This is a genomic window from Bacillus sp. Marseille-Q3570, from assembly GCF_946151055.1.
Lineage (GTDB): Bacteria > Bacillota > Bacilli > Bacillales > Fictibacillaceae > Pseudalkalibacillus.
In genome coordinates this window covers 144,651-169,338 of record NZ_CAMGYZ010000007.1, presented here as the reverse complement: position 1 = coordinate 169,338, position 24,688 = coordinate 144,651, and the positions used below count along the sequence as shown (strand labels likewise).

At 43.7% G+C, this 24,688-nt stretch carries 19 protein-coding genes; 4 read left to right on the top strand and 15 right to left on the bottom strand.

The window, feature by feature from the left end; translation table 11 throughout:
- Positions 1–170: 170 nt before the first annotated feature.
- From N8M93_RS12905 to N8M93_RS12855, 11 genes are all read right to left on the bottom strand, one after another.
- Positions 171–3,578, bottom strand: coding sequence for an SMC family ATPase (locus N8M93_RS12905; RefSeq protein ID WP_261132446.1), 3,408 nt, complete (start codon positions 3,576–3,578; stop codon positions 171–173).
- A gap of 2 nt (positions 3,579–3,580) precedes the next feature.
- Positions 3,581–4,750 carry an exonuclease SbcCD subunit D gene (locus N8M93_RS12900; protein WP_261132445.1) on the bottom strand — a complete coding sequence of 390 codons (1,170 nt, stop codon included), beginning with the start codon at positions 4,748–4,750 and terminating at the stop codon, positions 3,581–3,583.
- Positions 4,751–4,763: 13 nt separating this feature from the next.
- Entirely contained in the window at positions 4,764–8,498 is a 3,735-nt protein-coding gene (addA, locus tag N8M93_RS12895; protein WP_261132444.1) for a helicase-exonuclease AddAB subunit AddA, read from the bottom strand.
- Complete coding sequence (gene addB / locus N8M93_RS12890; protein WP_261132443.1) at positions 8,491–11,988, bottom strand: helicase-exonuclease AddAB subunit AddB; 3,498 nt, start codon at positions 11,986–11,988, stop codon at positions 8,491–8,493. The genes addA and addB overlap by 8 nt, the downstream gene beginning before the upstream one ends.
- A 223-nt stretch (positions 11,989–12,211) precedes the next feature.
- A complete protein-coding gene (locus N8M93_RS12885; protein WP_261132442.1) occupies positions 12,212–12,595 on the bottom strand; it encodes a hypothetical protein in 384 nt (127 codons plus the stop codon).
- A gap of 16 nt (positions 12,596–12,611) precedes the next feature.
- Positions 12,612–12,842 (bottom strand): hypothetical protein, encoded by a 231-nt coding sequence (locus tag N8M93_RS12880; protein WP_261132441.1) that lies wholly within the window; start codon positions 12,840–12,842, stop codon positions 12,612–12,614.
- A 603-nt stretch (positions 12,843–13,445) separates the two neighbouring features.
- Positions 13,446–15,071, bottom strand: a complete 1,626-nt coding sequence (gene abc-f / locus N8M93_RS12875) for a ribosomal protection-like ABC-F family protein (RefSeq protein ID WP_261132440.1) — start codon at positions 15,069–15,071, stop codon at positions 13,446–13,448.
- 135 nt (positions 15,072–15,206) lie between these two features.
- Positions 15,207–15,332, bottom strand: coding sequence for an RAxF-45 family protein (locus N8M93_RS12870; protein WP_261132439.1), 126 nt, complete (start codon positions 15,330–15,332; stop codon positions 15,207–15,209).
- Between the two features lie 61 nt (positions 15,333–15,393).
- Positions 15,394–16,194, bottom strand: a complete 801-nt coding sequence (locus tag N8M93_RS12865; RefSeq protein WP_261132437.1) for a GNAT family N-acetyltransferase — start codon at positions 16,192–16,194, stop codon at positions 15,394–15,396.
- 115 nt (positions 16,195–16,309) lie between these two features.
- Positions 16,310–17,116, bottom strand: a complete 807-nt coding sequence (locus N8M93_RS12860) for a DNA alkylation repair protein (RefSeq protein WP_261132435.1) — start codon at positions 17,114–17,116, stop codon at positions 16,310–16,312.
- 3 nt (positions 17,117–17,119) lie between these two features.
- The gene (locus N8M93_RS12855) at positions 17,120–17,656 is read right to left on the bottom strand and encodes a GNAT family N-acetyltransferase (RefSeq protein ID WP_314728284.1); all 537 of its coding nucleotides are present in this window, start codon (positions 17,654–17,656) and stop codon (positions 17,120–17,122) included.
- 540 nt (positions 17,657–18,196) lie between these two features.
- On the opposite strand from N8M93_RS12855, the gene N8M93_RS12850 reads away from it, so the two are divergent.
- The 4 genes from N8M93_RS12850 (at position 18,197) to N8M93_RS12835 (ending at position 22,757) form a co-directional block, all read left to right on the top strand.
- The gene (locus N8M93_RS12850; RefSeq protein ID WP_261132431.1) at positions 18,197–18,652 is read left to right on the top strand and encodes a hypothetical protein; all 456 of its coding nucleotides are present in this window, start codon (positions 18,197–18,199) and stop codon (positions 18,650–18,652) included.
- Positions 18,649–19,275 carry an O-methyltransferase gene (locus N8M93_RS12845; protein ID WP_261132430.1) on the top strand — a complete coding sequence of 209 codons (627 nt, stop codon included), beginning with the start codon at positions 18,649–18,651 and terminating at the stop codon, positions 19,273–19,275. Before N8M93_RS12850 ends, N8M93_RS12845 begins: the two co-directional genes overlap by 4 nt.
- 198 nt (positions 19,276–19,473) lie before the next feature.
- Entirely contained in the window at positions 19,474–21,690 is a 2,217-nt protein-coding gene (locus N8M93_RS12840; RefSeq protein WP_261132429.1) for a PAS domain S-box protein, read from the top strand.
- A 263-nt stretch (positions 21,691–21,953) separates the two neighbouring features.
- The gene (locus tag N8M93_RS12835) at positions 21,954–22,757 is read left to right on the top strand and encodes a TerC family protein (RefSeq protein WP_261132427.1); all 804 of its coding nucleotides are present in this window, start codon (positions 21,954–21,956) and stop codon (positions 22,755–22,757) included.
- Between the two features lie 82 nt (positions 22,758–22,839).
- Here the strand turns inward: N8M93_RS12835 and N8M93_RS12830 are convergent, their stop codons facing one another.
- The 4 genes from N8M93_RS12830 to N8M93_RS12815 form a co-directional block, all read right to left on the bottom strand.
- Positions 22,840–23,409 (bottom strand): manganese catalase family protein, encoded by a 570-nt coding sequence (locus tag N8M93_RS12830; protein ID WP_261132425.1) that lies wholly within the window; start codon positions 23,407–23,409, stop codon positions 22,840–22,842.
- Between the two features lie 35 nt (positions 23,410–23,444).
- Positions 23,445–23,696 carry a spore coat protein CotJB gene (locus tag N8M93_RS12825; RefSeq protein ID WP_261132694.1) on the bottom strand — a complete coding sequence of 84 codons (252 nt, stop codon included), beginning with the start codon at positions 23,694–23,696 and terminating at the stop codon, positions 23,445–23,447.
- Positions 23,697–23,714: 18 nt separating this feature from the next.
- Positions 23,715–23,942 carry a spore coat associated protein CotJA gene (locus N8M93_RS12820; protein WP_261132423.1) on the bottom strand — a complete coding sequence of 76 codons (228 nt, stop codon included), beginning with the start codon at positions 23,940–23,942 and terminating at the stop codon, positions 23,715–23,717.
- Between the two features lie 192 nt (positions 23,943–24,134).
- Positions 24,135–24,533 carry a DoxX family protein gene (locus N8M93_RS12815; RefSeq protein WP_261132422.1) on the bottom strand — a complete coding sequence of 133 codons (399 nt, stop codon included), beginning with the start codon at positions 24,531–24,533 and terminating at the stop codon, positions 24,135–24,137.
- Between the last annotated feature and the right edge of the window lie 155 nt (positions 24,534–24,688).

Here is a 24,688-nt window from a genome sequence, read left to right as displayed (position 1 = left end):
GGGCTCTGGTGTCCGTTACGAACTACTGGATTTCAACAAAACCATAAAGAATATTTGCAAAGGCAAGCCTTAGCGCAGGCTGAGCTTAGTTGCCCTTACATTGAAGAAAGTATAAAGACTTCCTTCAATGTAAAAAAAGGATTGACCGTTTTCGGCCAATCCTGACAAACTCATAAAGTCTCGATTGCTACACTGCTTCCTTTTCCTGATGGTGTCGCCGGGGTAACGATCAATTTTCTTGGCAGCCGAGCACGGAGCGCAGGTACGTGGGAGATCACTCCGACTGATACTTGCTGCATTTGAAGGCGTTCCAAAGCAGAAATCACAGTATCCAGCAGTGATTGATCAAGCGTCCCGAATCCTTCATCAAGGAAGAAGAATTCCAATGGATATTCACCTTGCAACTGGATTTGGGCTGATAAAGACAATGCAAGCGCCAGGGAAGTCAAGAAGGTTTCTCCTCCTGACAATGAGGTGACAGGTCTACGGACGCCTCCGTTGGCATCATCACGTATGACGAATCCACCTGTGGAATCCACTTCCAAAGCATAACGCTGTCTTGTCAATTCACCGAGTCGTTGTGACGCATCCCGTGCCACTTGGCTCAATTGTTCTTCAGCTATGAATTCGACAAAGCTGTTCCCACGGAAGACTGCTTGTAATTTTCCGAGCCTCTCAGAAAGCTCTTCTTTTTTCAGACGCTTTTCTTCTAAACTTGCGAATTTTTCTGCTCTTGCTTTCATATCAGTTAAAGCTGATTCGAGTTTTGCTTTTTCAGAAAGCGCCGCTTCTTTCTCCAGTTTGGCATGCTTCAGCTCTTCTTGGACTTGTTCCCATTCATTGATACTGACTTCTTTGTTATTCAAATGGGCAAGCAGTCGTTTTTGATCATGCTGATGATTCTGCTTTTGTTTGTGGTATTGCTTGATCTCACCTTCCCAAATGTTCTGTTTTTGAGCCGGGATAAGCGCATCTTTAACTTCTTCAGTCGTTTTAAATGGCATTTCCTTCACTTTTTGCTCCCATTTTTCTCGGGCTTTCGTCAATCGTTCTTCAATGTTTTGTAAGGTCGATTTTGCAACTTCAAGGTCCTGTTCCAACTTTTGAAGTTTCTTACTTTCAAGTTCAGTCTGCTCCTGGACTTGTTGTTCCTTTTGTTTCAATTCGTCCAACTGAGCCTGGACATCCTTATGAAGCTTCTCTGCTTTTTCATTGCCACAAATATCTTCAAGTTTTTCCTTGAGCTCTTTACACCGTTTTTCCTTACTCGACACGCTGGAAGTGAGCTCAGTTACATTCTGTTTAAGTGACTGATAGTCTTCAGTGTTTTGTGTGATTGTCCCATCTACCTCGACCAAATAAGATATACTTCTGTCATATCGCCGGTTCAAATCCTCAACTTCTTGTTCTTTCTGATCCATTTCTTTTTGCAATTGTTGGAGTTGATCCATTTCATAGGTGTTGAATGCATCGTTCCAGCGCTTTCCATGCTCTTCAGCTTTTCGATAAACTTCTTTCAACTTCTCTTCGACCTTGGAAGCATCACGCTTGCACGTATTCAAGGTTACGGTGTTCTCCACCAACTTTTTATCGTAATCTGCATATGAAGCCGTGTATACTACACGTTTTTCTTTAAGTTCAATCACATCTTGCTTAAATCCTTTTGTTTCTGTTTGAAGTAATCGCAAATAATTCTTCAAGTCTTCCATCGTTTGGAGACCGTTCTCGATTGGATCGAAAGTGGTTGCTGCGATTTCATTATCACTGAACTCACCTTTTTGCACATAATCTTGTACCGCTTCAAAGAGATGTTCCAGATCTTTTTTACAATAATGGACAGCTACTTCTTCATCTTTCAATGTTTTGAAGAACGTTTCCAATTCAGCAACTGCTTCTCGATGATCTTCGCTGTCCCCTGTTTCTCCAGCTGGAGCAGGGTGTTCCTTTGCTCCACACACAGGACAAGCTTCTCCAGTTCTCAACTCTTGAGCAATCTGAACAGCTAATGTATGGACTTCCTCATCCTTCTGCCTTTCGATCGCATCCTTCAAGGATTGTTCGATTGAATGTTTGGCACGTTCGATGACCCGCTCATGTTCACAAACACGATTGAACATCGACTCGGTATGCTGCAGCAGATAACTGATGTTCCGTTTTACATTCTTCCTCTGCTTTTCAAGTCTTTCTATTTCAACTTTCAGTTTCTGTTCAATCTCCGTTATCTTCTTTTGTTCATTTTTCAATTCAGCTTTCGTTCCGTCTAAGTGGTCGATTTCGTGTTTCAATGCGAGTGCATCCCGTAATCGATTTCGTTCATCAATCGGAACCGTTTTCTTTTCGATGCTTGACTTGATTTCCGCTTGTCGATCGATTGCTTTTTGTTTTGTAGCTTTGAGCTTATCAAGTTCTGTTGCTACTTTATCCAGTTCTTGTTTTGCTTCAGCAAATTCAGTCATTTCACGCGAGAGGGATTGTGCTTCCCGTTCATAGTCGCCTTCGAGTTCTTTTGCATATTTCAATTGTTGAAGCCGTTCATACAAAATAGGTTCATGATCAGATCGTTCCTTCTGGATCGAACGGAACTGATGTTGTATTTCCTCTACGAGTTTCTTCGATTGTCCGGTTTCTTGTTCGAGTCCAGCCTTCTTCGATGTCCACGATTGCTTTTCATTAAGGATCGATTCAAGCTCTTCAACGACCGGAAACAAGGAATCTGCTTCTCTCGATAGCTTCAGTTTCTCTTCAAGCACCTTGATTTCAGGCGCTTTTTCATCCAGAGCAGCGAGTTTCCGTTTTACTTCATCAAGCTCTTCCTGCCAACCCCAGATTTGGCGGTAATGCTCGAATTGCACTTCCTTCTTATCCAATTCGAGGTTTCGACGTTTTACTATCTGGAGTGCATCTTCAAGTTTGTTCTGAAGTTCGATGATTCCTTCCTTCGAGGCATCTCCTAATCCCTGCTGTTCAGCTGCAATCTCTTTTAAAACCATGGTGGTATCTTCAGTTTTCCGTTTGAGACGTTGATTCAGATGATCACCGTATTTCTCCAAATGAAAGAGACGTTGCAGCATCTGCCGTCTTTCTGCACCTTTAAGCGAGAGGAACTCGGCAAATTTCCCTTGAGGCAAGACGACCGCACGTGTGAAATCTGTGAGGGTCAACCCTAAGATGCATTCCACCTGAGACGTCACATCCCTTTCTTTATCAGCAAGGACCGTCGTTTCCTCGTTGATAACTTCGATCAGACGGCAAGTACTCGTCCGGATCGATTCATTCTTTCCTTTTTTATAGGTGCGTTCAACCCGGTAACGTTTTGCCGAATGTTCTTTCCCTAATTCGAATGTGAAGCTGACATGCAGTTGATCTTCTGCATGGTTCATGATCCCCTGGATCGTATTCGCTGCACGTTCGATTTTCCCATAAAGGGCTAATGTGACTGCATCTAACAAGGAAGACTTTCCGCTTCCAGTCGGTCCGAAAATCCCGAACACGCCTCCTTCACAGAGGGTTTGGAAATCGACATCTTGCTTTTCGCGGAAACTATGTAAACCTGTTACAGAGAGGTGTATAGGTCTCATTCTTATACGCCCCCTTCGTTTTCGTGGATCAGTTCCATGAACAATTTCACTGTCTGTTCATCAGGCGTTCCACCGTTCGTCTGTCGTTCATAAAAGCGTGTGAACAACTCATCAATCGGAAGATCAGAGGTCCTTGTATTCTTACTCAACTCTTCCATCTCTTCAAATACTGGCCGGATATGGATGAATCCACTATGGGCAGTCCGAAGATGGTGGATCTGTTCCATGCTCAATGTATCCTTCACATGAACTTCCAGGTCGATCCACGCATTAGGGTCCTTCTTTTCATCAAGCCAGCGATGGACCTGGATCAAGCCTTCATCTGCTTTCCATCGTACCAATGGTTTACCGCAGGATAGCAAGATTTCCTCCATTTTTGGCTCAGAGCCTGGTTCGATATCAAGGATGGTGACTGATTTCGTTTGCCCTGCTTCAGAAAAACTATAGCAAAGCGGTGAACCTGAATACCTTGCCAGACTGTTGGACCGATGGATCGTTTGGGGACGATGCAGATGTCCGAGTGCCGTATATTGAACGTTTGAAGGAAGGGCATTCGCCGATACTGTATAAGCCCCTCCTACTTGAATCGGTCTCTCCGACTCACTTTCACGCCCTCCAGCAACATAAATGTGGCTCATCGCAATATTCACACTGTTTGTATCAAAATTCCCGCACAGTTCATCGAACAATTTTTCAATACGGATATCATAGGCATTCCTCAATGTTTCCTCATCAAAGGAATCAGACAGAACCTCTTTCAATCGGGACTCTGATGGGTATGGAAGTCCGGCTAGTTTCAATCTTTCTCCAGTTGACTCGATTCCAAAACAGAGTGGTTGGATCGTCGGATACCCTATGATGGTGATTCCATGCATTGCGGCGAGTGGACCGGAGGCACTCAATCGATCAGGATTATCATGGTTCCCTGCGATGATGATCACCTTACATTGTTGATCCTTCGTCAACTTCGCCATCGATTCATAAAATAATTGTTCAGCTGCCGCAGGGGGATTGACCGTGTCAAATACATCACCAGCCATCAACACGACATCCGCTTTTTGGTCCTTGACGATGTCACACAATTCTTCTAAAAATTGTTCCTGCTCCGGAAGTCGGTTTCTTCCTTCAAGCGTCCTTCCGAGATGCCAATCGGCAGTATGAAGTAATCTCATTGTTTCCCCCTTGTCATGGCAGACGGAGTAGATGTCCACCATCAAAAAAGTATAGATTTTTCTGTTTGCACGGTTTTTTCCAGATCTGTTCAATCGCATTTGCGTACAGTTCAAGTTGGACTTGATATCGTCGCTCTAGAACTGGACGTGCCTTCTCGAAATTCTCGAATCGATTTTTGATAGCATCTGTCTTATAGTCAAGCAAAATGAAGCCATCGTCCTCTTCGATCACACAATCCATCACTCCCTGGACGAGGACGTGTTCATCAAGGGGGCCGGACCAATCAGAATAGGCCTCTCCAGCAGGTAACGCAAGACTGAACGGAACTTCACGATGGACAGATGTACAATTTTGTATCTGTTCACCGAGTTCAGATTTGAAAAAGAGCTCGATGGAACCAACATCAATCGCATCTGCTTGCTCTTCGGTCAGCAGTTCGTCATTGACAAGCTTCGCGACAGTCTCAACAATCGTTTCCTTCGATATGTTTTCAGGCTTTGTCAAATGCTGCATGACAAGGTGCATCGCCGTTCCACGCTCTGCGGCGTCCAATGATTTTTCCTGCATGAAATTAGGACGTTCTCCGAGTGAATTATGGAATTGCCGGACAAACGATGTATCGCCGTATTCGTCTCGCGTTTCCAGGTTTCGTTTCAATTCCGTGACAGACTGCTTGGACATATGTCTTTCCGAGAGTTGATACGGATATCGCCAGGACAAGGATTCTGTCACATCGCTCACCCCGACCGCATTAACCGGCTCCCATGATTTGATCTGTTCAAGACGTGCACTTTTATCCTCTTCTTTCCCTTCATCCGTCACGACGATATCCCGGGATGGTAAGAGGGATAGCGTCCATCGGTGCTCGGACTGGGTGAGGTCTTCATCAATCACAGTACCGTTTCCTACCTTGTTTCGTAATAACTCCATGCTCGGATGGCGGATGACAGCAGGACCGATCCAATCCAGATATGATTTCGCTGATGCCCTCTCGAAGTCAGGCAATAACCACCCTTTTCGAGAGACGAGGTGTTCCCACTGCGTCACTTGTTTATCAAGATCCCGAACTGCCCCGAGCAGAATCAGTTTCTCCTGGGCACGTGTCAATGCAACATAAAGGATCCTCATCTCTTCGGCCACCATCTCCATCCGGAGGCGTTTTTGGATAGCAAGTTGAGGCAATGTCGGATAACTGATCCTGTGCATCGGATTCATGAATTTTGCTCCGAATCCGATTTCTTTATGAAGGAGGAATCCACCTTTCAAATCCATTTCATTAAACCGTTTGTTCAGGTTCGCAAGGAATACGATCGGAAATTCCAACCCTTTACTCTTGTGGATCGTCATGATCCGGACAACATCTTCCTGTTCGCCCAGGGCCCTTGCTGTTCCTAGATCCTTTCCTTGATCTCTCATCCGTTCTATGAATCTTAGAAAACGGAATAATCCACGGAATGATGTATTTTCATATTGTCTTGCTCGATCATATAAAGCCCGCAGGTTTGCCTGGCGCTGCTGTCCTCCCGGCATTCCACCTACATAATCGTAGTAACCCGTTTCGCGGTAGATCTGCCAGATAAGATCGGACAGATCCCCTTGACGTGCTTTCGTCCGCCATTCTTGCAGTTTTTTATAGAAAAATTCCACTTTCTCCAAAACAGGCGATGACTCCGCTTGTTTCATAAAAGCCATGACCGCTTCATAATACGAGCCTTTTTTATCAGCAATCCGTATTCCCGCCAGTTCCTCACCCGTCAATGCGATGATCGGAGAACGAAGTACTGAAGCAAGCGGGATGTCCTGATAGGGGTTATCGATGACCTGAAGTAACGACAGCATGACCGACACTTCGACCGCTTCGAAATAGCCTGTTGATAAGTCCGCATAAGCAGGAATACCTTGCTTTTTGAACTCCTCCTGAAGAATAGGGGCTGTGGTAGAAGTCGAGCGCAAAAGAATTACGATATCCCGGTATTCGATCGGGCGGTATTGTTTCAACTTCCCGTCATACACCTGATAAGGCTGCTGTTCTTCATTATGACCGATCAATTGTTTGATCCGGTTGGCCATCCAGCGAGCCTCAAGCTGTATCGATTCGAGATTTTCAATATCATCGTCTGCCTCATCCTCATCGCTTCGATCGATCAGAACCAATTCTGTGGCCGCCTGTTCATTCTCAGGATAGTCCGCTCCTAGACGCAGTTTCGCAGCTTCATCGTACTCGATCTCACCCACAGTTTCATTCATGATCTGTTTGAACAGGAAGTTCGTACTATCGATTACATCCCGGCGGCTCCGGAAATTTTTAGACAAGTCGATGCGCACACCTTCCCCAGTGTCCGATTCATAGAAACGCTTATATTTATCTAAAAATAAAGTCGGTTCAGCGAGACGGAAACGATAGATACTCTGTTTCACATCCCCGACCATGAAGAGGTTCGATCCATCTTCCTTCTCCTTCGTGACGAGTTGGACAATCGACTCTTGGACAAGGTTCGTATCCTGATACTCATCGACGAGGACTTCAATGAATTTTTGGCGGTATTCCTGTGCTGCCTGGGAAGGAATCAACTGTTTTTCTGATGACCCTTCCCCTGTCAGGACCTCAAGACAAAAATGTTCCAAGTCGGAAAAGTCCACGAGTCCTTTTTCTTTCTTTGCGGACTTGAAACGGACTGAAAAGCTTTTTACCAGCTTAATCAATGTCCACATTACTGGAGCGAGTTCCCGGATATGGTTGATGAACGATTCCGGAGAACGGCTGAACAACTCTACCTGAAGACCTTCCACTTGCTTTTTCACACGATCTCTTATCGATTTGACCCGTTCTTTCAGAGCTTCGTCGTACTCGTCCCCTTTACACGCCTTCAAACGTGAAAATTTGTATTCCTGGAACGTCTCATACACCTTCTGCCATGACACAGCGCCGGCTTCAATTAGATGACGGACCATCTGCTCATCTTCGACCAACGTATCGTAATAGGGACCTGGACCGCCTGGAAGGAGTGCCCATTGCTTCGCTTGTTCCAACAATTCAAGCATTCCGCGCAACTGCAACTGGACATCCTGGACCAATTCATTCGTCCACGAAAGCTCTTCGATTGTTTCCACCTGTTCGCTTTTCGAATATTTTCCACCCATTTGTTCCAGCCACTGTTCCGGCCATGGATAACTGCGGGAAAAATCAAACAAGCGGATGATCATGTTCTGGATTTCATCATCACCACGGTCATTGCTGAACCGGTCGACTAATTCGAAGAACGGCTCATTATCTTCACGCCCATATTCCTCTTCCAAAAGTTCTTCCAGGACTTCCTGACGAATCAATTCTGCTTCTGTCTCATCTGCAATCCTGAAATTCGGGTCCAGATCCAACTGATAATAATACTTTCGTAAAACTTCGATACAGAAAGAGTGGAGGGTGGAAATCGAAGCTCTGTTCAGCAATGTCAGCTGTCGTCTTAAGTGAAGGGAACCAGGCTTTTCCTTCAATGCTTTCTCGAGCGCGATTCCGATCCGTTTCCTCATCTCAGCTGCTGCTGCATTGGTGAATGTCACGATCAATAACCGGTCGACATCGACACCGTCCTGGTCCGTCAGCCTTCTGATGATCCGTTCCACGAGAACAGCTGTCTTTCCTGAGCCCGCTGCAGCTGCGACCAGGATATCTTCCCCTCTCGCTGTGATGGCATGCCATTGTTCATCGGTCCATTGTGCCCCTTCAGGCTTTGGAATGACTTCACGCATTCTGATCCCCCCCCTTCTTTCTAATTCGATCAAACAGGTCATCGTCTTTCATATTCTTCAATAGTCGATAGTTGTTTTCTTCCAATGAGTGATCGAACTGACACACCGATCGGAACGAACAGAACGTACAAGGTGTCCGTTTTTGCATTTCATATGGCGCGATATCGATATTTCCGTTCGTGATATCCGTCCCGATTGAACCGATCATCGAACGGACATATGAACGTACCTCATTGAATTGCTCTCTGTTCATGAGTGATGATCCTTTACGGAAACTGCCATCTTTTTTTGTCGCTACAGGGATGATTTCAGAGTGTCCATCTATACTTTCATCCATCAGCTGGACGACGTCTTCATCCTCAAGCACATAGCCTTTCATCTTGAACTTCTTGAAAAGCTCTTTTTCGATTTCATCGAGTGTCAAAAGCTTTTTCGATGAGTGGACGGGATCGTGTACATGGAAATACAGCACACCTGCCGGGTCAGCGGTTTTACCAAGCCAACGATCCGAATGGGTGATCACCACATCCAGGTAGGTAAGCATCTGTAGTGCGATTCCGTAATATACCTCAGACAAATTCAATCCTCTTTGGCTTGATTTATAGTCGATGACACGGAGGAACAATCCATCTTGATTGGTGGCTGCATCGACCCGATCAATCCGACCGATCACTTCCATCGTCGTCCCATTCGGCAGCGTGTATTTCAAAGGCGGGATTTTATCTGAGTTGCCAAACCCGAGCTCAAGACCCACTGGTGAAAACCCGCTCGCCTTCGCTTGTTGGCTGAGTACGTAAGAAGCTCTTCCAACGACATTTTTCAATTTCCTCTTGATATATTGATAGCGGTTCGAGCTTAATAGAATCTGGCTTTGCAAGCGTGGTGCAAGCTTTTCGACCATCTCTCCAGCAATACGGTAACAATCCGCTGCAGAGAGCTCTCTCCAATCAATACCCCGCTGTTGCAGATAATCAGAGACCTCCTTCAACGCAGCATGAAATAACTGTCCGATATCCGGCGCCTCAAGTCTGAACATCTGTCTTTCCTCGAGTTTCAGACCATAGCTGGCAAAATGCGAGAATGGGCAGGACTGATGCTTCTCCATCCTCGAGACACTCGCTTTCAGGTGATCGCCATACAACTCCTTACTCGTTTCACCCTTAAGGCTTTCCGTTTTATTTTGGTAAAAGAGACTGTGGATCGTCCGTCTCGCTTTTGCATCCCACTCTTCACTCTCGACGAACCAGTTGTATACATGCCACCAATCCTCTGCAATCGGATAGCCCTTCTGCCACTGACGCAATTGTACAGTCAGGAATGATAGCGTCCTTCCAGGGCGGACGATGAACCGGGCATTTGATTCATCGCTTTCACTCGGTTCCTGCATCAATAGACGTTCAGATTGCTTCGGAAGCAATTCTTTCAGCTGATTGATGAGAATCGACGGAACAAGGGACTTCCCTTCTTCATCTGCTAACGGGTAGGAGATATATAGATGATCCGATGCACTCGACAAAGCCATATAGATGAGGAAATTCTCATCCAGCAGATTTTCGCGTGCAGTCGGAGCCATCTCTGCACCGATTGTTACAAGCGCTTCACGGTCATCTTCAGATAGAATTCCATCCTCTGTAGGTTTTGCTGGCAAAACACCATCATTGACACCGATGATGAAACTGCATTTCACTTTGTAAAACCTGGAACGATCCAGGCTTCCAATCAATACCTGATCAATAGCCGGAGGTACGAGTGCGAAACGCATCGACTCAAGACCTGTATCAAGCATCTTGCTGAACAATTCGAGACTCAACGGTTCATTCCCGACGATTTCAACCATTTGTTCCAATAGATCGATGACCGCACTCCACACTTGATCATGCTCTCTCGCAAGGCTCAGGTTTCCATCTTTTTCTGCCTGATAACGCCATTCCTCAAGTTTTGCAGGTACCTGCAGATACTCAAGATAAAGGAACAACGCTTCACATAGTGCCTTTCCATTTTCAGCTGCTTTCAAATCCCGTTCCAATCTCGATAACGGATCCGCTACCTTTTGTCTCGCGTCATTTATGAGGCGCTGCTTAGCCAGTTCTTCATCAGTTTGACTTCCGAAGTTGAAATCCAGTGAACGGAACTTCCGATAAATCCAATTCTCATTGCTTGTCCACTTCTTTTTACCATGGATTCCATGTGCCAACACATAATTCTCCATCAAATCGACCTGCTCACGGAAATCCTGGGTCGCACTATCCTGATCCATGAGCAAATCTGTCTTGACACAGCGAAATACAGCGTCATATCGCCAGTTTTGAAGGATGATATCCAAACTCGATCGGATACATTCAATCAATGGATGATGCAGCATCGATCGCTTTTGATCAAGGAAATACGGAATCTCGTAATCTTCGAATAATGTATTCAATAAATCCGAATAGGAAGACGGATCCCTCACAAGAACTGCAATGTCACGATACCGATACCCTTTTTTCTGGACGAGCTCTTGAATGTCTCTTGCAATCCCTTCGATCTCTGCCCTTCTATTGACCGCACCGCTGAGCTGGACAGAACATTCATCACCATAAAAAGGGACGACTGGCCGCTCATGATAATAATTTTCCAGATGTCTGATCGAAGGCGATTCTTCATAGCGTGGTTTCTGTTCGAGCTTTTGGACTGTTTCGACTTCGATACCCACTTCTTCAGCAATTTCCTTCAGCTTTTGGTAAGTAGTCACCGTCATTCGGAACAGATCCAGATCCGATGGTGGATTATCGTTCGTATCATCCATCGTCAACGTGATCGTCATGCGATCCGCTTTTTTCATCAAAGTCCGCAGCGCACCAAGCTCTTGCGGCGTATAACTGTGAAATCCATCGACCCACACCTCGCAGCCCTCGAAAAACCCTGACTCCGGCATCCGTTCCTCCAGCAAACGCAAATAATCCTCTGAATCTACGTATTTATCAGCAAGTAATTCTTCCAGTTGATTGTAAATGATATGTAAATCATGCAGTTTATCTATTAAAAGGCTACGATCATCTTGCTCGCCCATCAGTGTGTTTTCCAACTCTTCTATGTCACTTGCCCCTAAACAATAGCGTTTGAACTCCGTAATCATCTCTTCTAGCAGTTCATAAAAACCGCTTTGTTCCGATGACTTGTGGAACAAGATGAGTTGATCCTTTTGCTTTTCAACGACTTTTCGCAATAACATATTCATTCCTGTGGAATTCAGGTGATAACGTGTCAATCCCCCCACTTCCTGGAGAACCTTCAAAGCGAGGCGGGAAAAACTAAACACCTGTGCACGTATCATTCCGCCAAGTCCAGGTGTTTTTACCAGTTCATATTCCATTTGGAAGGTCATTTGATCAGGTACGAGCATGACGAGTGGCTTCCCTCTTGGGTTAGTATGTAACTGTTCCCTCATTTCGTCTAAACAGATTGTCGTTTTGCCACTACCGGATCTTCCGACCAAAAATCGGACCGACATGTACATTTCCCCTTTCCGAATCCTCACAATCATAGTTTCTATTATCTCATGTTTTTGTATGCTTTTGTAGGTTTTAAGGTTTGTTAAAGAAAACCAGGCAAAGATAAACCCCGACGTAGGGAGGGCCATAGTTCCTCGATAAAGCAATTGCTTTTCCTTCATGCGGTGTATTGCTTCCGAAGCCACCACCTTGTACAACTGATTCTGAAGCATTGAAGCACCGTCACTGTAAATTGCCTGTGCTCGGTTCTTTCCATGCTTGGTCCAAGAAAAGTCGTTGGAGTGTCAGTTCCGCTTGATTCCGAAGGTGGAAGTTGGAATATTTGATGACTTCATGATAGCCGCGGACGATGATGTTATATTCTGATGTATCCTCATACCTCTGATGAAAAGATACTTTGATGTTCTTCGCTTTCATTTCTTTTCGGATGTGATGAAGTTCATTTGAAATTTCTGTCATCCTATTTTCAATCCAGAGAACATAAGGCTGGGTGAATTTGAATGGAGAACGTTGGAAAATTTGTATATCCCGATTGAGGATTGTCAATAACATCGGGTATAGAATGAAACGATCGATAAGCAGGCTTTCCTCTTTTGTCGCATACATGAATCTATGCCCCTCCTTATCCAGCGTTGTTATTTCTATTTTTCCGCAATGGAAGCATGCGTGCTGAAAGAATCCGATCGATGCTGAAAGTCCGAGTCTGTTTTCTTAAGGAACAATATCCTGTCATCGTCGTTTCTGTGATCGATGTGATCCAGACCATACGCTGTGTAATCGTGCCATCATTGGATAGATAAACGATTTCAACAGGCTTCTTTTGTTCAAACGATCGAATTAACATCCTTCTCATGCTCACCCCTCCATTTTTTATTATTATATGCGAACATAGGTTCTGTATGCAACAGTGGGGAGGTGAGAATTTTTTCCAGTGTCAGGGGGGAGGTCTTGGGATATCTCATGGTTCATCCCGCGACTAGGGAGCTTTCTGTAGGTCATTTTGCGTTTTCGCTGTTTTCTAGGTTAGAAAGATTCGTTTTTCACAAACTAGAGTTTTATAATGTAAATTATTAACAATTCACTTACTTCATGCTTTTCGTGCCCGAACTAACATATGAAAACCTCTTTGAGTACATCAAATCCCGACTTTCGCTTTTTCATGTATTCAGAACTATTCCCTGAGTACACCAAGTCCCGTTTTTCGCTTTTTCATGTACTCAGAACGATTCCCTGAGTACATCAAATCCCGTTTTTCACTTTTTCATGTACTCAGAACGCTTCCCTGAGTACATCAAATCCCGTTTTTCGCTTTTTCATGTACTCAGAACGCCAAACCATGGCGATACCAAGCCTTGCGAAGGTCAAGTCTTAGTTGATCTGATACTGAAGAAAGTATTTTGACTTTCTTTAAGTACTAAAAAAGGACCGACACCATGTGCCAGCCCCTCCCTTATACTCAATTCTGTTGCATTCTTTTGTCTTTTGCGGCATCATAATTGCCGATGTAGTTTTTCAAATGCTGGTCTTCCAGCCAGTAAGTCCGATCGATCAGTTTGTTCAAAAAGTACCGGTCATGCGACACGACTAGAATTGTACCCTGAAACCCTTCCAGCGCCTCTTCCAGTGCCTCTCGCGATTCGATATCGAGATGGTTCGTCGGCTCATCAAGCAGCAACAGATTATAGTTCTCGGACATCATTTGCGCTAATCGTAATCGTGTCCGCTCCCCACCGCTCAACTTGTTCACTTGTTGAAAAACGTCTTTTCCGAAAAACAGGAACCGGCTAAGCCGATAGCGGGCTTCTCCTTCATCAACCTTTGCGATATCCCGATAGGCATCGAGGACGGTCCAGTCTTCGTAACCTGTCAGTCCTTTTTGCGACAAGTAACCGATCTTGACCGATGCTCCGATACGTACATTTCCATGATCAGCTTCGATTTCCCCTAAAATCAAACGGAGGATCGTCGACTTGCCGACCCCGTTTTTACCGATGATCGCAGCACGTTCCCTGTATTGAAGCAGCATACTCAAATTTCCAAACAACATGCGGTCTCCGGCATCCTTTGTGATGTCTTCGAAAATGACTACATCCTTCCCACTTCGTTTGGCGGATTTGAACCCTAGGTCTGCTGTTTGCCGTTCGAGCCTGGGACGATTGATCTTATCCATCCGTTCCAGTGCCCGTTCCATATTCCGAGCGCGCTTGTGCATCTTCGGATTGTCAGCCCGTATCGCCCACTCCCGCATCCGTTTAATCGCTTCTTTCATTTTTTTGATTTTCTTCTGCTGATCCTGATATGCCTGGAATTCCAGCATCAAACGTTTTTCTTTTTCTTTTACGAAAGTTGAATAATTCCCTTTATATTCCTCGATGATACCTGAGTCTATCTCAATTGTTTTCGTAGCAACCGCATCGAGGAAATAACGGTCATGAGAAATGATGACGACCGCCCCATCATAATGACGGATGTACTCCTCCAACCAGTCGAGTGCTTCCATATCGAGATGATTCGTCGGCTCATCGAGTAAAAGCAGATCGGGTTCTTCAAGCAAGATTGCAGCGAGTCCGACTTTCGTCTGTTCCCCACCGCTCAAGGATCGGAAAGGCTTATCGCTCAAAAGTTCCAGCCCAAGTCCATGCAAAACCCCTTTGATTTTCGAATCGACTGCGTAACCATTTACTTCTTCCAAGCGGTTCTGCAGTTTACTGAATTTGTTGATATGCTTTTCAAGATGCTCTTGTTCATCAGGATCCGCCATTTTTTCAGTAACCTGTTTCAATTGTTGTTCGATTTCGTACACTTCAACAAACGATTGCTTTAGCACGTCTTCGACGGTCAATCCATCCTCGATATCAGGAATTTGATCCAGCATGCCGATGGATAACTCTTTTTTGTATGAAATATTGCCTTTGTTGACGTGTTCGATTCCCGCAATGCACTTCATCAATGTTGATTTTCCAGCCCCGTTCGGTCCGATGAGTGCAATTCGGTCTTTTTCATAAATTTGTAGTGATATATCTTCAAAAATCCAAGTACCTGCGTACGTTTTAGCGATATTATTTAATGATGTCACGATCATGAAATTAGTCTCCTTTTACAAACTCATATTTGTTTTGCGAAAAAGCCTATTTTTCAGACAACAAAAAACCATGAGCAAGCTGACCTGCCCATGGTAATCCGAACTTTTAAGAGGATGAAAGGGGTAAGGCTTTGCTTACGTGTTGATCAATTTCGTATTTGGAAAAATGGACATACTTCTCCCGTCGAACGCAAAATCATGCGTAATGGAACGGACTTCAACTGTCAACCAATCCAAAATACGAAACAATCCTGTAAGCATTCCTTACACCTCCTAATTCCAATCGTAATTAATATCATATTACCTGAAAAATCCCAACCAATCAAGCCTGATTTTCCGTATTATGCCACATCGTCCAACGACCGATATCCTTGAAGCCTAACCGCTTGTAAATCGATCCTGCAGCCGGGTTATCGTAAAACAGACATAAGGTCTTTCCCTCTTTCAATACGTCTTCACAAAGGGCACTTAAGGACCTGGAAGCAAGACCTTCATTGCGGTAGGCTGTGTCTGTACATACCCCGACGACCATGGCTGACATCGAATTTTCAGCCGTCGTGGACACACTGGAAATAGCAACATCCCCTTCTTTGACTAGGTATGTTCGACCCGTTTTGGTTCTGATCGTATGGAGCAGGCTCTCACGAGAAGATATGGAACCGGTGAATTCTTCGATCCTTTCCCGTAGCAGAAAGATCGCTTCAACGTCTTCTTCTTCTGCAATCCGTATATCTTCTCGATCAAAAGCTCGCGGCAGCATATCACCGTTGGTCATTTCCGCGAAATACATGCTTCTTTTCTTACTCGAAGATATATAACCTGCGAATTGCTCAAGAATGTCGTCTTTTCCAGATAAAATGCGAAAGTTTCCGTCTGATATAATGATTTTTGCAAATCCCTCTACGTCAAATGGTCCTTTCGCATACGGAATGAAATTTTCTTTATAACGGAGCAGGATCGCGATCATTTCGTCCGCTTCGTTCCATTCCCCCCAAATTTGTTGAAAATCCGATTCATAGCCGAAGTTTTCAATATCTCCGATGATGAACAGATTAATAGCTCGTTCCTCACTTAAAAACGACATCACCTGTTCATGATCTTTTTCTATCAGCTTTCTGATCATCTCCATCCCCCTCATCAATAAATCTTTCTCGTTTTATAACTCGATAGGTATTAAGACTATTTTACAGATTCAGGGGTAGGATTCAACTACTTTTTGGAAATTAATTCGAAATTTTTTACGTTACTGTGATCGCCTTATCCAAATTCCTCCACGCTTTATCCACTGCTCGTTGTATCATTTTCCGTTCATCATTTTCCAATTCGCTCAACAGCTTTACCCCTTCTTCGTAATAAGATCTTGCCGCTGCTGCAGAAAAAACCATCGCAATATTCCAGCAAACAGTCTCATCATCAGAACCGACAAGCGACTCCAACCATGAGAGGACATGTTCAGGGTATCGCTTCAATAACCCATCCCCGATTGCAAATGCCCCCAGGTTTTTCTTCACGTACTCCGACTCATCTTTCATAAGAGGCTCAATGATTTTCAACAGCTTGGTTGCATAGGATCCATCTAAGGATTTGCTCGCATACATGACGGTTAGTACGGCAGCTCGTCGAACGTTTTCTGAATCATCCTCTTTCCACGCTTCCATGACAGGATAGAATTTCTCAAAACGTTCAGCCAGGATTTCACCACAGCCGCCGGCAGCCCATTCCCTCACTTCCCAGTTTCGATCATCTGCGATTTCATGTAGAAGTTTGCTACACTCTTCAGGATAGGACTCATAAACTACAGGAATCAGATGGGCACTGACCTCTTTTGCAGAAGGGCTTTCTGAGTTTCCTAAGTATTCCGTTCCGGCCCATAGGACTTCAGGCTGAGCTTTCCATTGCTTTAAGATCGCTTTGATGACTTTGCGTTTGGTTGCTGCAGGCGCTGTACCTGCGTGTTTCGTTTTCTCTGTTTCTAATAATATGATCACCTGACTCCAGTTTCGCTGTTCGATCGCGTTTTCTAGCGATTGCCTCCATTCATTCAATCTCTACCAACTCCTGATCTTTTCAATTAATAGACAGTCTTCTTTTTTCCCTTCATGCATTTCATGGGATTTCAAGAGTCGTACAGGACGGAAGCCACATTTTTCATAGCATCTGAGTGCTCGTGGATTGCGCAATTGTGGATCCATGACTACCTTTGCGGCATCGAGCTTATCGAAAAGAAACGTTGCAACTGTGCCGACGAGCAAGGTTCCGATCCCGCGGCCCTGATACGACAGCTCTCCGATGAATTGATCCATTCCATAAAAAGATTCATTACGTTTATAGCCATAAATTCTTTTCTCTTTTTCCGATAAAGGGTAATATTGAACATAACCAATCGGAGTCTGATTCCACATTACAAGATTCTTGATGACCTGATTATCACTTTCATAAAAATGTTCATAGACTTTGTCAAGGTCATGCGGGCGATCTCGTCCTTCATACCACTGCAAAACTTCTGGATCATTCAACCATTTGACTAAATGACCGGCATCTTCTTTTTTCAACGGACGTATGAATAGATTGCCAGACACGATCATCATGATCACCCTTTCTTAATCGCTTTTTTAATGGCTCTTTTCTAAAAGATTGTTGCTTTTGAGTTGTTTTTAATAAACCACCTTGTTCAAGTTGATGGAGAGCAAGATGCGAGACTCCAGCGGGATCAGCGTGCCTACTACCTGAATAATCTCCTCGCAAGGCATGCGACGAGGAAACTCGCTTCGACAGGACTTTCTTGTTGAGGCAGGAGCACAAATGCTTCCTTGAAAAGGGTCGTAAGGCGACGAGTGGGCTCACCGCACGCCCGTGGAAAGCGAGCATCCTGGAGCGGAAATCAACGACTTTTAAAGAAAACTTGGCGAGACCAAGCCTTTTGTAGGTTGAGCCTTAGTTGCCCTTATACTGAAGAAAGTATTTTATACTTTCTTTAAGTGCAAGAGCAACCAAGTTTCCAAAAAAAGACTTTTTAAAAATCTGTTTTCGTAGGAGTCGTTTCCTATAAAGAGGATATACTCGCATAACTTCATATCTGGCTTTCAGTTACTATCAAAAAAGAACTCATAATGGAGGTCTTTCGAATGAAACATTCATCCACAATCCGTTATTTCATATATTTGATCATATACAGCGCTTTCTTGATTGCTGGTTTTAAGATTGAGGGACTGCTCCATGTGAAAGCAGAACAGAATTTCCTGCTCACTCCAATCTTTTATTATTCAATCCTGTTTCCAATCTTGTTTGGAATGGCGCTGGCAGTTCCATTGAGCGATATTTCCTTGAAAAACAGCCGAAACTTGAAGATCAACTGGAAAAAGCTGCTTATATTCGGAATTCCTTCTCTTCTTGTCTTGCTTTTTCCTGCCTATTATTTCTCCCTTTTTGGCTGGGGCGATTTGATTCCATTTGCAAACCTGCTTTACGGCAATGAAAAACTCCATTTCTTTGCTGGCATCGTATTCGGCTTCACCATCATCTATAGTATTGAAAATAAAGAAGCACCTTATATCCAAATAGGGGAGGATGGCAAAATATGAATTTAGAGACTTACATCCAAACACTTTTTGTTCAAAAAGACGAAGACCTTGAAAAAATCACGGAAAATATGCTTAAGGTCGGAATGCCGACGATATCCGTCTCACCGGAGTCAGGCAAACTGTTGACAATGCTTGTGAAAATATCGGGTGCTCAAAACCTCCTTGAGGTGGGTGCTTTAGGTGGATATAGCGGGATCTGCCTGCTGAGAGGAAACGAAAAAGCCCAACTGACCTCTCTTGAATTGAATGAGTCTTATGCAGATGTGGCAAAAAAACACATTGAAGAAGCCGGTTTCACCGGACGTGTGCAATATGAAGTCGGTCCTGCACTCGAATCTTTGGAGAAACTGACTCACGGTGATGCTGTTTATGACTTGTTTTTCATCGACGCTGATAAAGAAAACTACAGCAACTATTTGAATTACTGCATCCGTCTTGCTAACCAAGGTGCTTTGATCATCGCAGACAATACCCTTTGGAACGGTAAAGTGCTCCATGAGCGTGCGGAGGATGACGATACCAAAGCCTTACAAACCTATAATCAAAAAGTGGCAGACCACCCTCAGCTTGAAAGCATTCTAATCCCGCTTGGTGATGGACTGACAATTGCACGAGTGAAATAGGGTTCGACGAAAAATAGGAATGATGACATACGAATTCTGTGAAGAGCTTGGCATAACAGTGCTTTGCTCTTTTTTCATACATACAAAAGGATATCTTTAGACTCATTTAGTTTGCTGGATAACTGAAATTAAAGGAGTTCCTTCATAAAGGTGGAAACTATCAATCATACTCACTTTTTAGAGAGGTGTATGAATAGAATGTCTACACTACATGTCGATGCTTTATCAAAACAACATCTCCAACATATCATCCAACAGCAGAATGGTTTTATTTTCACATTTACAAAAATAGATAGTGGCCGGTTCATCCATACATTTTGCGAGGGCCAGCTTTTGAAAAAGATGAACCTTGATCAGAATCAAATTGTCGGCTATGAACTTAAGGATTTTTTACCTGAAGAAAAAGCGACCGAGAAGTCGATGATGTATGAAAGAGCCTGGGAGGGTGAGGCTGTGTCTTACGAAGCCACTGTATTCAATGTCTCTTACCTGGCATCATTGAACCCGGTGATCGTTGATGATCAAGTTGTACAGGTGATCGGGAACTGCATCGATATCACTGATCGTAAAGAAAAAGAGCTTTTGCTCGAAACGAGTGAACAGCATTTCAAATCTCTTTTCCTATATAATCCTGATCCTGTATTTTCCTTGGATGAGAACGGATATTTTACAAGTGTCAATGATGCTGCAAGTGAAATTACAGGTCATTCGGAAGAACAAATGAAACAGCGTACCTTTCTACCTTATATCACACCAGATTACCAACTCGATGCATTGCATAAGTTCCAACAAGTGATACGAGGCGAATCCTTGACGTTCCCATGTGCGATCAAGAACGAGAGAAATGAACGGAAAGAACTTAGGGTGACCGCTGTACCAATCGTCATCAATGGTCAGATAACTGGAGTATATGGTGTCGCCCGTGATATCACGAAACAGCTTCAATACAAAAAAGATTTAGAACTTAGTGAGGAACGGTACCGGATTCTTGTAGAGAATTCACCTATTGCAATTGCCGTTCTTGTAGAAAATAAATTGAAATATGTAAATTCTTCTTGCTTGGAACTATTCACTGCAGAGTCAGAGGATTGTCTCATGGGAAAATCAATACTGGAAATGCTCCATAAGGATATCCAAAGTGATGTCACCACCCAAATGAGGAAGATCGCCAACACGGACATCCCCTCATTTACGATGGAGTGTAAACTGCTTCGTATAGATGGTAAAGCGTTAGAAGTAGAAATGACCGGACTTCCAATCAATTTTGAACATCAGAATGCCATCCTTCTCATGGTTTCTGACATAAGCCAACGCAAAAAAGCAGAAAAAGAAGTCGAAGCGACGAATCGGCAGAATGAACTGATATTAAATACAGCTGGAGACGGGATATTAAGTTTATCCCCTTTTGGTCGTATTACATTCGCCAATGATGCGGTAATCCAGCTTTTAGAATATGCACAACAAGAACTGATCGGCATGCACGTTTCCATCCTTTTCCCTGAATCTTCAGTTACGTATAGTAACTTTCTAGAAAAACTGGAGCAATCCATGAAAGAGCAAACCATCTACAAGGAACGTGAGCAACTGATCAAGCGCAAACAAGGTGAACCGATTCTAACGGACATCACGATTACACCAATCACTGCAAATGATGAAAAGAATGGTACAGTCCTTGTCATAAAGGACATTACGCAACAGAAAAAGCTTGATGAGATGATCATCCGTTCTGACAAGTTATCTGTACTTGGGGAGTTGGCTGCAGGAATCGCTCATGAAATCCGTAATCCCCTCACCTCCCTGAGGGGATTCATCCAATTGATTCAAACCGTCACCGAGCACCGTTATGGTGAGTATTGTGACATCATGCTTGAAGAACTGGATCGAGTGAACAATATTGTCGGGGAATTCCTTATGCTTTCAAGACCACAATTATCCAAAATGTCACAACAAAATCCTGTTTCACTCATAAAAGAAGTCGTTTCTTTCTTGTATTCTGAAGCCACCATGAACAAGGTGAACATTCATGAAGATTACCAGATTGAAAACGTATTGATCCAGGGGGAAGGAAACCAGCTTAAACAAGTCTTCATCAATCTATTGAAAAATGCGATTGAATCAATGAGTACAGGTGGAAATGTTTTCATCAGTGCAGAAACATGGAAGGATGGTCAACTGCGGATCTGTTTCCAGGATGAAGGCTGCGGAATTGAAGAAGAAAGGCTGTCGACTTTGGGGCAGCCATTTTACACAACAAAAGAACGGGGCACGGGATTGGGTTTGATGATTTGTTATAAGATCATTGAGAACCATCGTGGAAAAATTTCATTCAAAAGTACGGTGGATGTCGGCACAATTGCTGAAATCATCCTTCCAGTCTGGAACGGCCAGGACGCCGAAACCGTGTTTAACGATTGATTGTTTGGGTAATTTAAAGGATAGATACTTCTGAGAAAAACCATTGACAAGAAGGCTTGTTCATCCTGATGATTACCATAGAATTTCAAAGGGGAGTAGCTTTTACAATCTCGTCGTCAATTCAGAGGACACTTCCTCTCGGCGTTATTGGCAACTTACGTTGTTAGCAAGACCTTTGCCTCTAATGGTAAGGGTCTTTTTTGTATTTTCGGACTCATGCCATTGAGGGATTCGAGTCTTTCTTTCGAAAGGAGAATTTGATTATGGATTCACTTTGGTTGGAGTACGCTTGGACCTTGCTCATTTTGATCGGGCTTGAAGGTCTACTATCAGCCGACAATGCGCTTGTAATGGCTGTAATGGTAAAACACCTCCCTAAAGAACAACGTAAAAAAGCACTCTTTTACGGTATCCTTGGTGCCTTTGTTTTCAGATTTGCTGCCTTATTCGCAATTTCATTTCTCGTAAACGTATGGCAAATCCAGGCACTCGGTGCTGTTTATCTCATGTTCATCGGTCTTAAACACATTTATAAACAGCATCGTATAAAAAATGAAGGTCATGAAGAGGAAAAAACAGAAAAAAAAGTAAGTGCAAAAGGGTTCTGGAAAACAGTTATCCAAGTAGAGCTTGCAGACATTGCGTTTGCAGTCGACTCCATTTTAGCAGCGGTTGCATTGGCTTTAGCATTACCGGGCACACCACTTCCTCAGATCGGTGGCATGGATGGCGGACAATTCGCTGTTATTTTCCTTGGCGGATTGATCGGCTTATTATTGATCCGGACGGCCGCAACCTATATATCCAAGATTTTAAAGAAACGTCCAGGGCTTGAAACAGCGGCATATCTTATCGTTACCTGGGTCGGTGTAAAGCTGGTTGTCCTTACACTTGCCCACAAAAAAGTAGGGATCATCTCAGAGCACTTTGCACACAGTGTCCCATGGAAATTCACTTTCTACAGTATTTTAGTCGCTATTGCAATTGCTGGTTGGTTCCTTTCTGGACAGAAAAAAGAACCTGAAACGAAGGAAAAACGCTCTGAGGAACAAACCGGAAACGTTTAATTCCTTATTAATGACGAAAAGGAGAGAACTCTTGCCTGCGATGGCCGGATTCCCTCCTTCTTCCTTGATTTTAGTCATATGATCAGAAAATCTTCTTACGATCACGTTCTTCTTTTAAAATTTCAACCGCCTCTCTAAAGCGTTGTGAATGAACGATTTCTCGTTCTCTCAGAAAGCTGAGGCTATCATTCAGGTCCGGATCATCACTCAAATTGATGATCCACTGATATGTAGCCCTTGCTTTTTCTTCAGCGGCAATGTCTTCATACAAATCAGCTATCGGGTCTCCTTTAGCTGCAATATAACTCGCCGTCCATGGAACCCCCGCTGCATTGTGGTAAAACAATGCGTTATCATGATTTGCATAATGGGCTCCAAGACCTGCTTCTTTCATTTCATCCGGTGTGGCATCTTTCGTAAGCTTATAGACCATCGTTGCAATCATCTCTAAATGCGCGAATTCCTCTGTCCCGATATCCGTCAACAATCCGACTACTTTATCAGGAATCGAATATCGTTGGTTCAGATAACGTAACGCTGCAGCCAATTCTCCATCTGCTCCACCATACTGTTCAATCAGAAACTTCGCCAGCATCGGATTACATTTACTCACCTTGACAGGATATTGTAGTTTTTTTTCATAGACCCACATGATTCAGCGCATACCTCCTTCAAGTAGTAGGTTGATTACATCTGCCACGGCCATGGAGGGTCATCCCAATTCCATGGATATCCGGAGTAGCTTTGACCAAATTGCATCAACGGACCATATTTCTTTTCGATCTGTTGACGCAACTTCATTCCTTTTTCAGCAAATTCATTGAACTGCTTGATGGAATCAAAATCTTCAGGATGTGTATCAAGATATAACGTCAACTCGACAAGGACGAAATCAATTTCTTGAAGCTGTTTCATCCAGTCATAAAACTCTTTTGGCATCTGTTTCGATTGCGCCACCTACTCCCCCTCCTCTCGTTTCTTTTTATAAGGATTGCTGTATGGCGCATATAACGCTGGCCACAACGTACCCTTAAACAAAGCTGTAGATGGATCGAATTGCTTGAGTCCACGAGGCTGAAAGCCTAAATAAAGATTTGGCGGAGTTTCGTAGTATTTTATTTCTATGGGCGGACAAGGATCATTCGGTCCGATATAGGGATGCCAGGATTTTCTGTAGCTGCTCATTACGGTTAATACCTCCCTATAAACAATGTCATATACACCATATTCATGATCTACCGATATTAGACGTCATTCATTCCATAGCGCTTTCATGTTAAAGAAACTTGGCAAAGCTCAGCCTTTGCGCAGGCTGAGCTAGATGAAACAAAAAAAAAGAGCTGATTCAAAAGAATCAACTCTTTTCCATATTTATTTTTACCCGAGCATCAAAGCATCAATCGAGTAAGCTCCTGGACCCGCAAGAACAAGTGCTACTGCAACTGTGATGATTGCAAGGTTGTATTCATAACCACCTTCTGTCGCCCAATAGCCGTTTTGGCCATGAACCTTAAAAATTGCGACAAGCATCGGGACGATCATTAGAACTGCACCGACTTCTGTAAGAAATCCGAATGCAATCAACAATCCGCCCACGACTTCACCTAGACCAGCCATAAGAGCCATCGTTTTTCCAGGTTTCAAACCGAGTGATTCGAAAAACCCTGCTGTACCTTCCAAACCATGACCACCGAACCATCCCAACAACTTTTGGGTTCCATGTGCGGCAAAAGTCAAACCGAATACGAGACGAATTAATAGTAGTGCTAAATCCATTCCTAACCTCTCCTTTTATCTTTGATTGTTCTTAACTTACTTTATGTAAGTAATTATAGTGCCATTAACTTACTTTTGTCAAGTAACTTTATAAAAATATTATTGCGTGGTTTTCAGATGGATATTCCGATGGTACCTTAGTACTGTTTTAGATT

Bases quoted from the DNA above. Each gene is read 5' to 3' on its own strand.
- N8M93_RS12855 (WP_314728284.1), bottom strand. From the start codon at position 17,656: ATGATCGTGTCTGGCAATCTATTCATACGTCCGTTGAAAAAAGAAGAT.
- N8M93_RS12835 (WP_261132427.1), top strand. From the start codon at position 21,954: ATGGATTCACTTTGGTTGGAGTACGCTTGGACCTTGCTCATTTTGATC.
- abc-f (WP_261132440.1), bottom strand. From the start codon at position 15,071: ATGATCGTGACATCATTAAATAATATCGCTAAAACGTACGCAGGTACT.
- N8M93_RS12870 (WP_261132439.1), bottom strand. From the start codon at position 15,332: ATGCTTACAGGATTGTTTCGTATTTTGGATTGGTTGACAGTTGAAGTC.
- N8M93_RS12865 (WP_261132437.1), bottom strand. From the start codon at position 16,194: ATGATCAGAAAGCTGATAGAAAAAGATCATGAACAGGTGATGTCGTTT.
- N8M93_RS12815 (WP_261132422.1), bottom strand. From the start codon at position 24,533: ATGGATTTAGCACTACTATTAATTCGTCTCGTATTCGGTTTGACTTTT.
- N8M93_RS12820 (WP_261132423.1), bottom strand. From the start codon at position 23,942: ATGAGCAGCTACAGAAAATCCTGGCATCCCTATATCGGACCGAATGAT.
- addB (WP_261132443.1), bottom strand. From the start codon at position 11,988: ATGTCGGTCCGATTTTTGGTCGGAAGATCCGGTAGTGGCAAAACGACA.
- N8M93_RS12900 (WP_261132445.1), bottom strand. From the start codon at position 4,750: ATGAGATTACTTCATACTGCCGATTGGCATCTCGGAAGGACGCTTGAA.
- N8M93_RS12880 (WP_261132441.1), bottom strand. From the start codon at position 12,842: ATGAGAAGGATGTTAATTCGATCGTTTGAACAAAAGAAGCCTGTTGAA.
- N8M93_RS12905 (WP_261132446.1), bottom strand. From the start codon at position 3,578: ATGAGACCTATACACCTCTCTGTAACAGGTTTACATAGTTTCCGCGAA.
- N8M93_RS12825 (WP_261132694.1), bottom strand. From the start codon at position 23,696: ATGCCAAAAGAGTTTTATGACTGGATGAAACAGCTTCAAGAAATTGAT.
- N8M93_RS12845 (WP_261132430.1), top strand. From the start codon at position 18,649: ATGAATTTAGAGACTTACATCCAAACACTTTTTGTTCAAAAAGACGAA.
- N8M93_RS12850 (WP_261132431.1), top strand. From the start codon at position 18,197: ATGAAACATTCATCCACAATCCGTTATTTCATATATTTGATCATATAC.
- N8M93_RS12840 (WP_261132429.1), top strand. From the start codon at position 19,474: ATGTCTACACTACATGTCGATGCTTTATCAAAACAACATCTCCAACAT.
- N8M93_RS12885 (WP_261132442.1), bottom strand. From the start codon at position 12,595: ATGTATGCGACAAAAGAGGAAAGCCTGCTTATCGATCGTTTCATTCTA.
- N8M93_RS12830 (WP_261132425.1), bottom strand. From the start codon at position 23,409: ATGTGGGTCTATGAAAAAAAACTACAATATCCTGTCAAGGTGAGTAAA.
- addA (WP_261132444.1), bottom strand. From the start codon at position 8,498: ATGCGTGAAGTCATTCCAAAGCCTGAAGGGGCACAATGGACCGATGAA.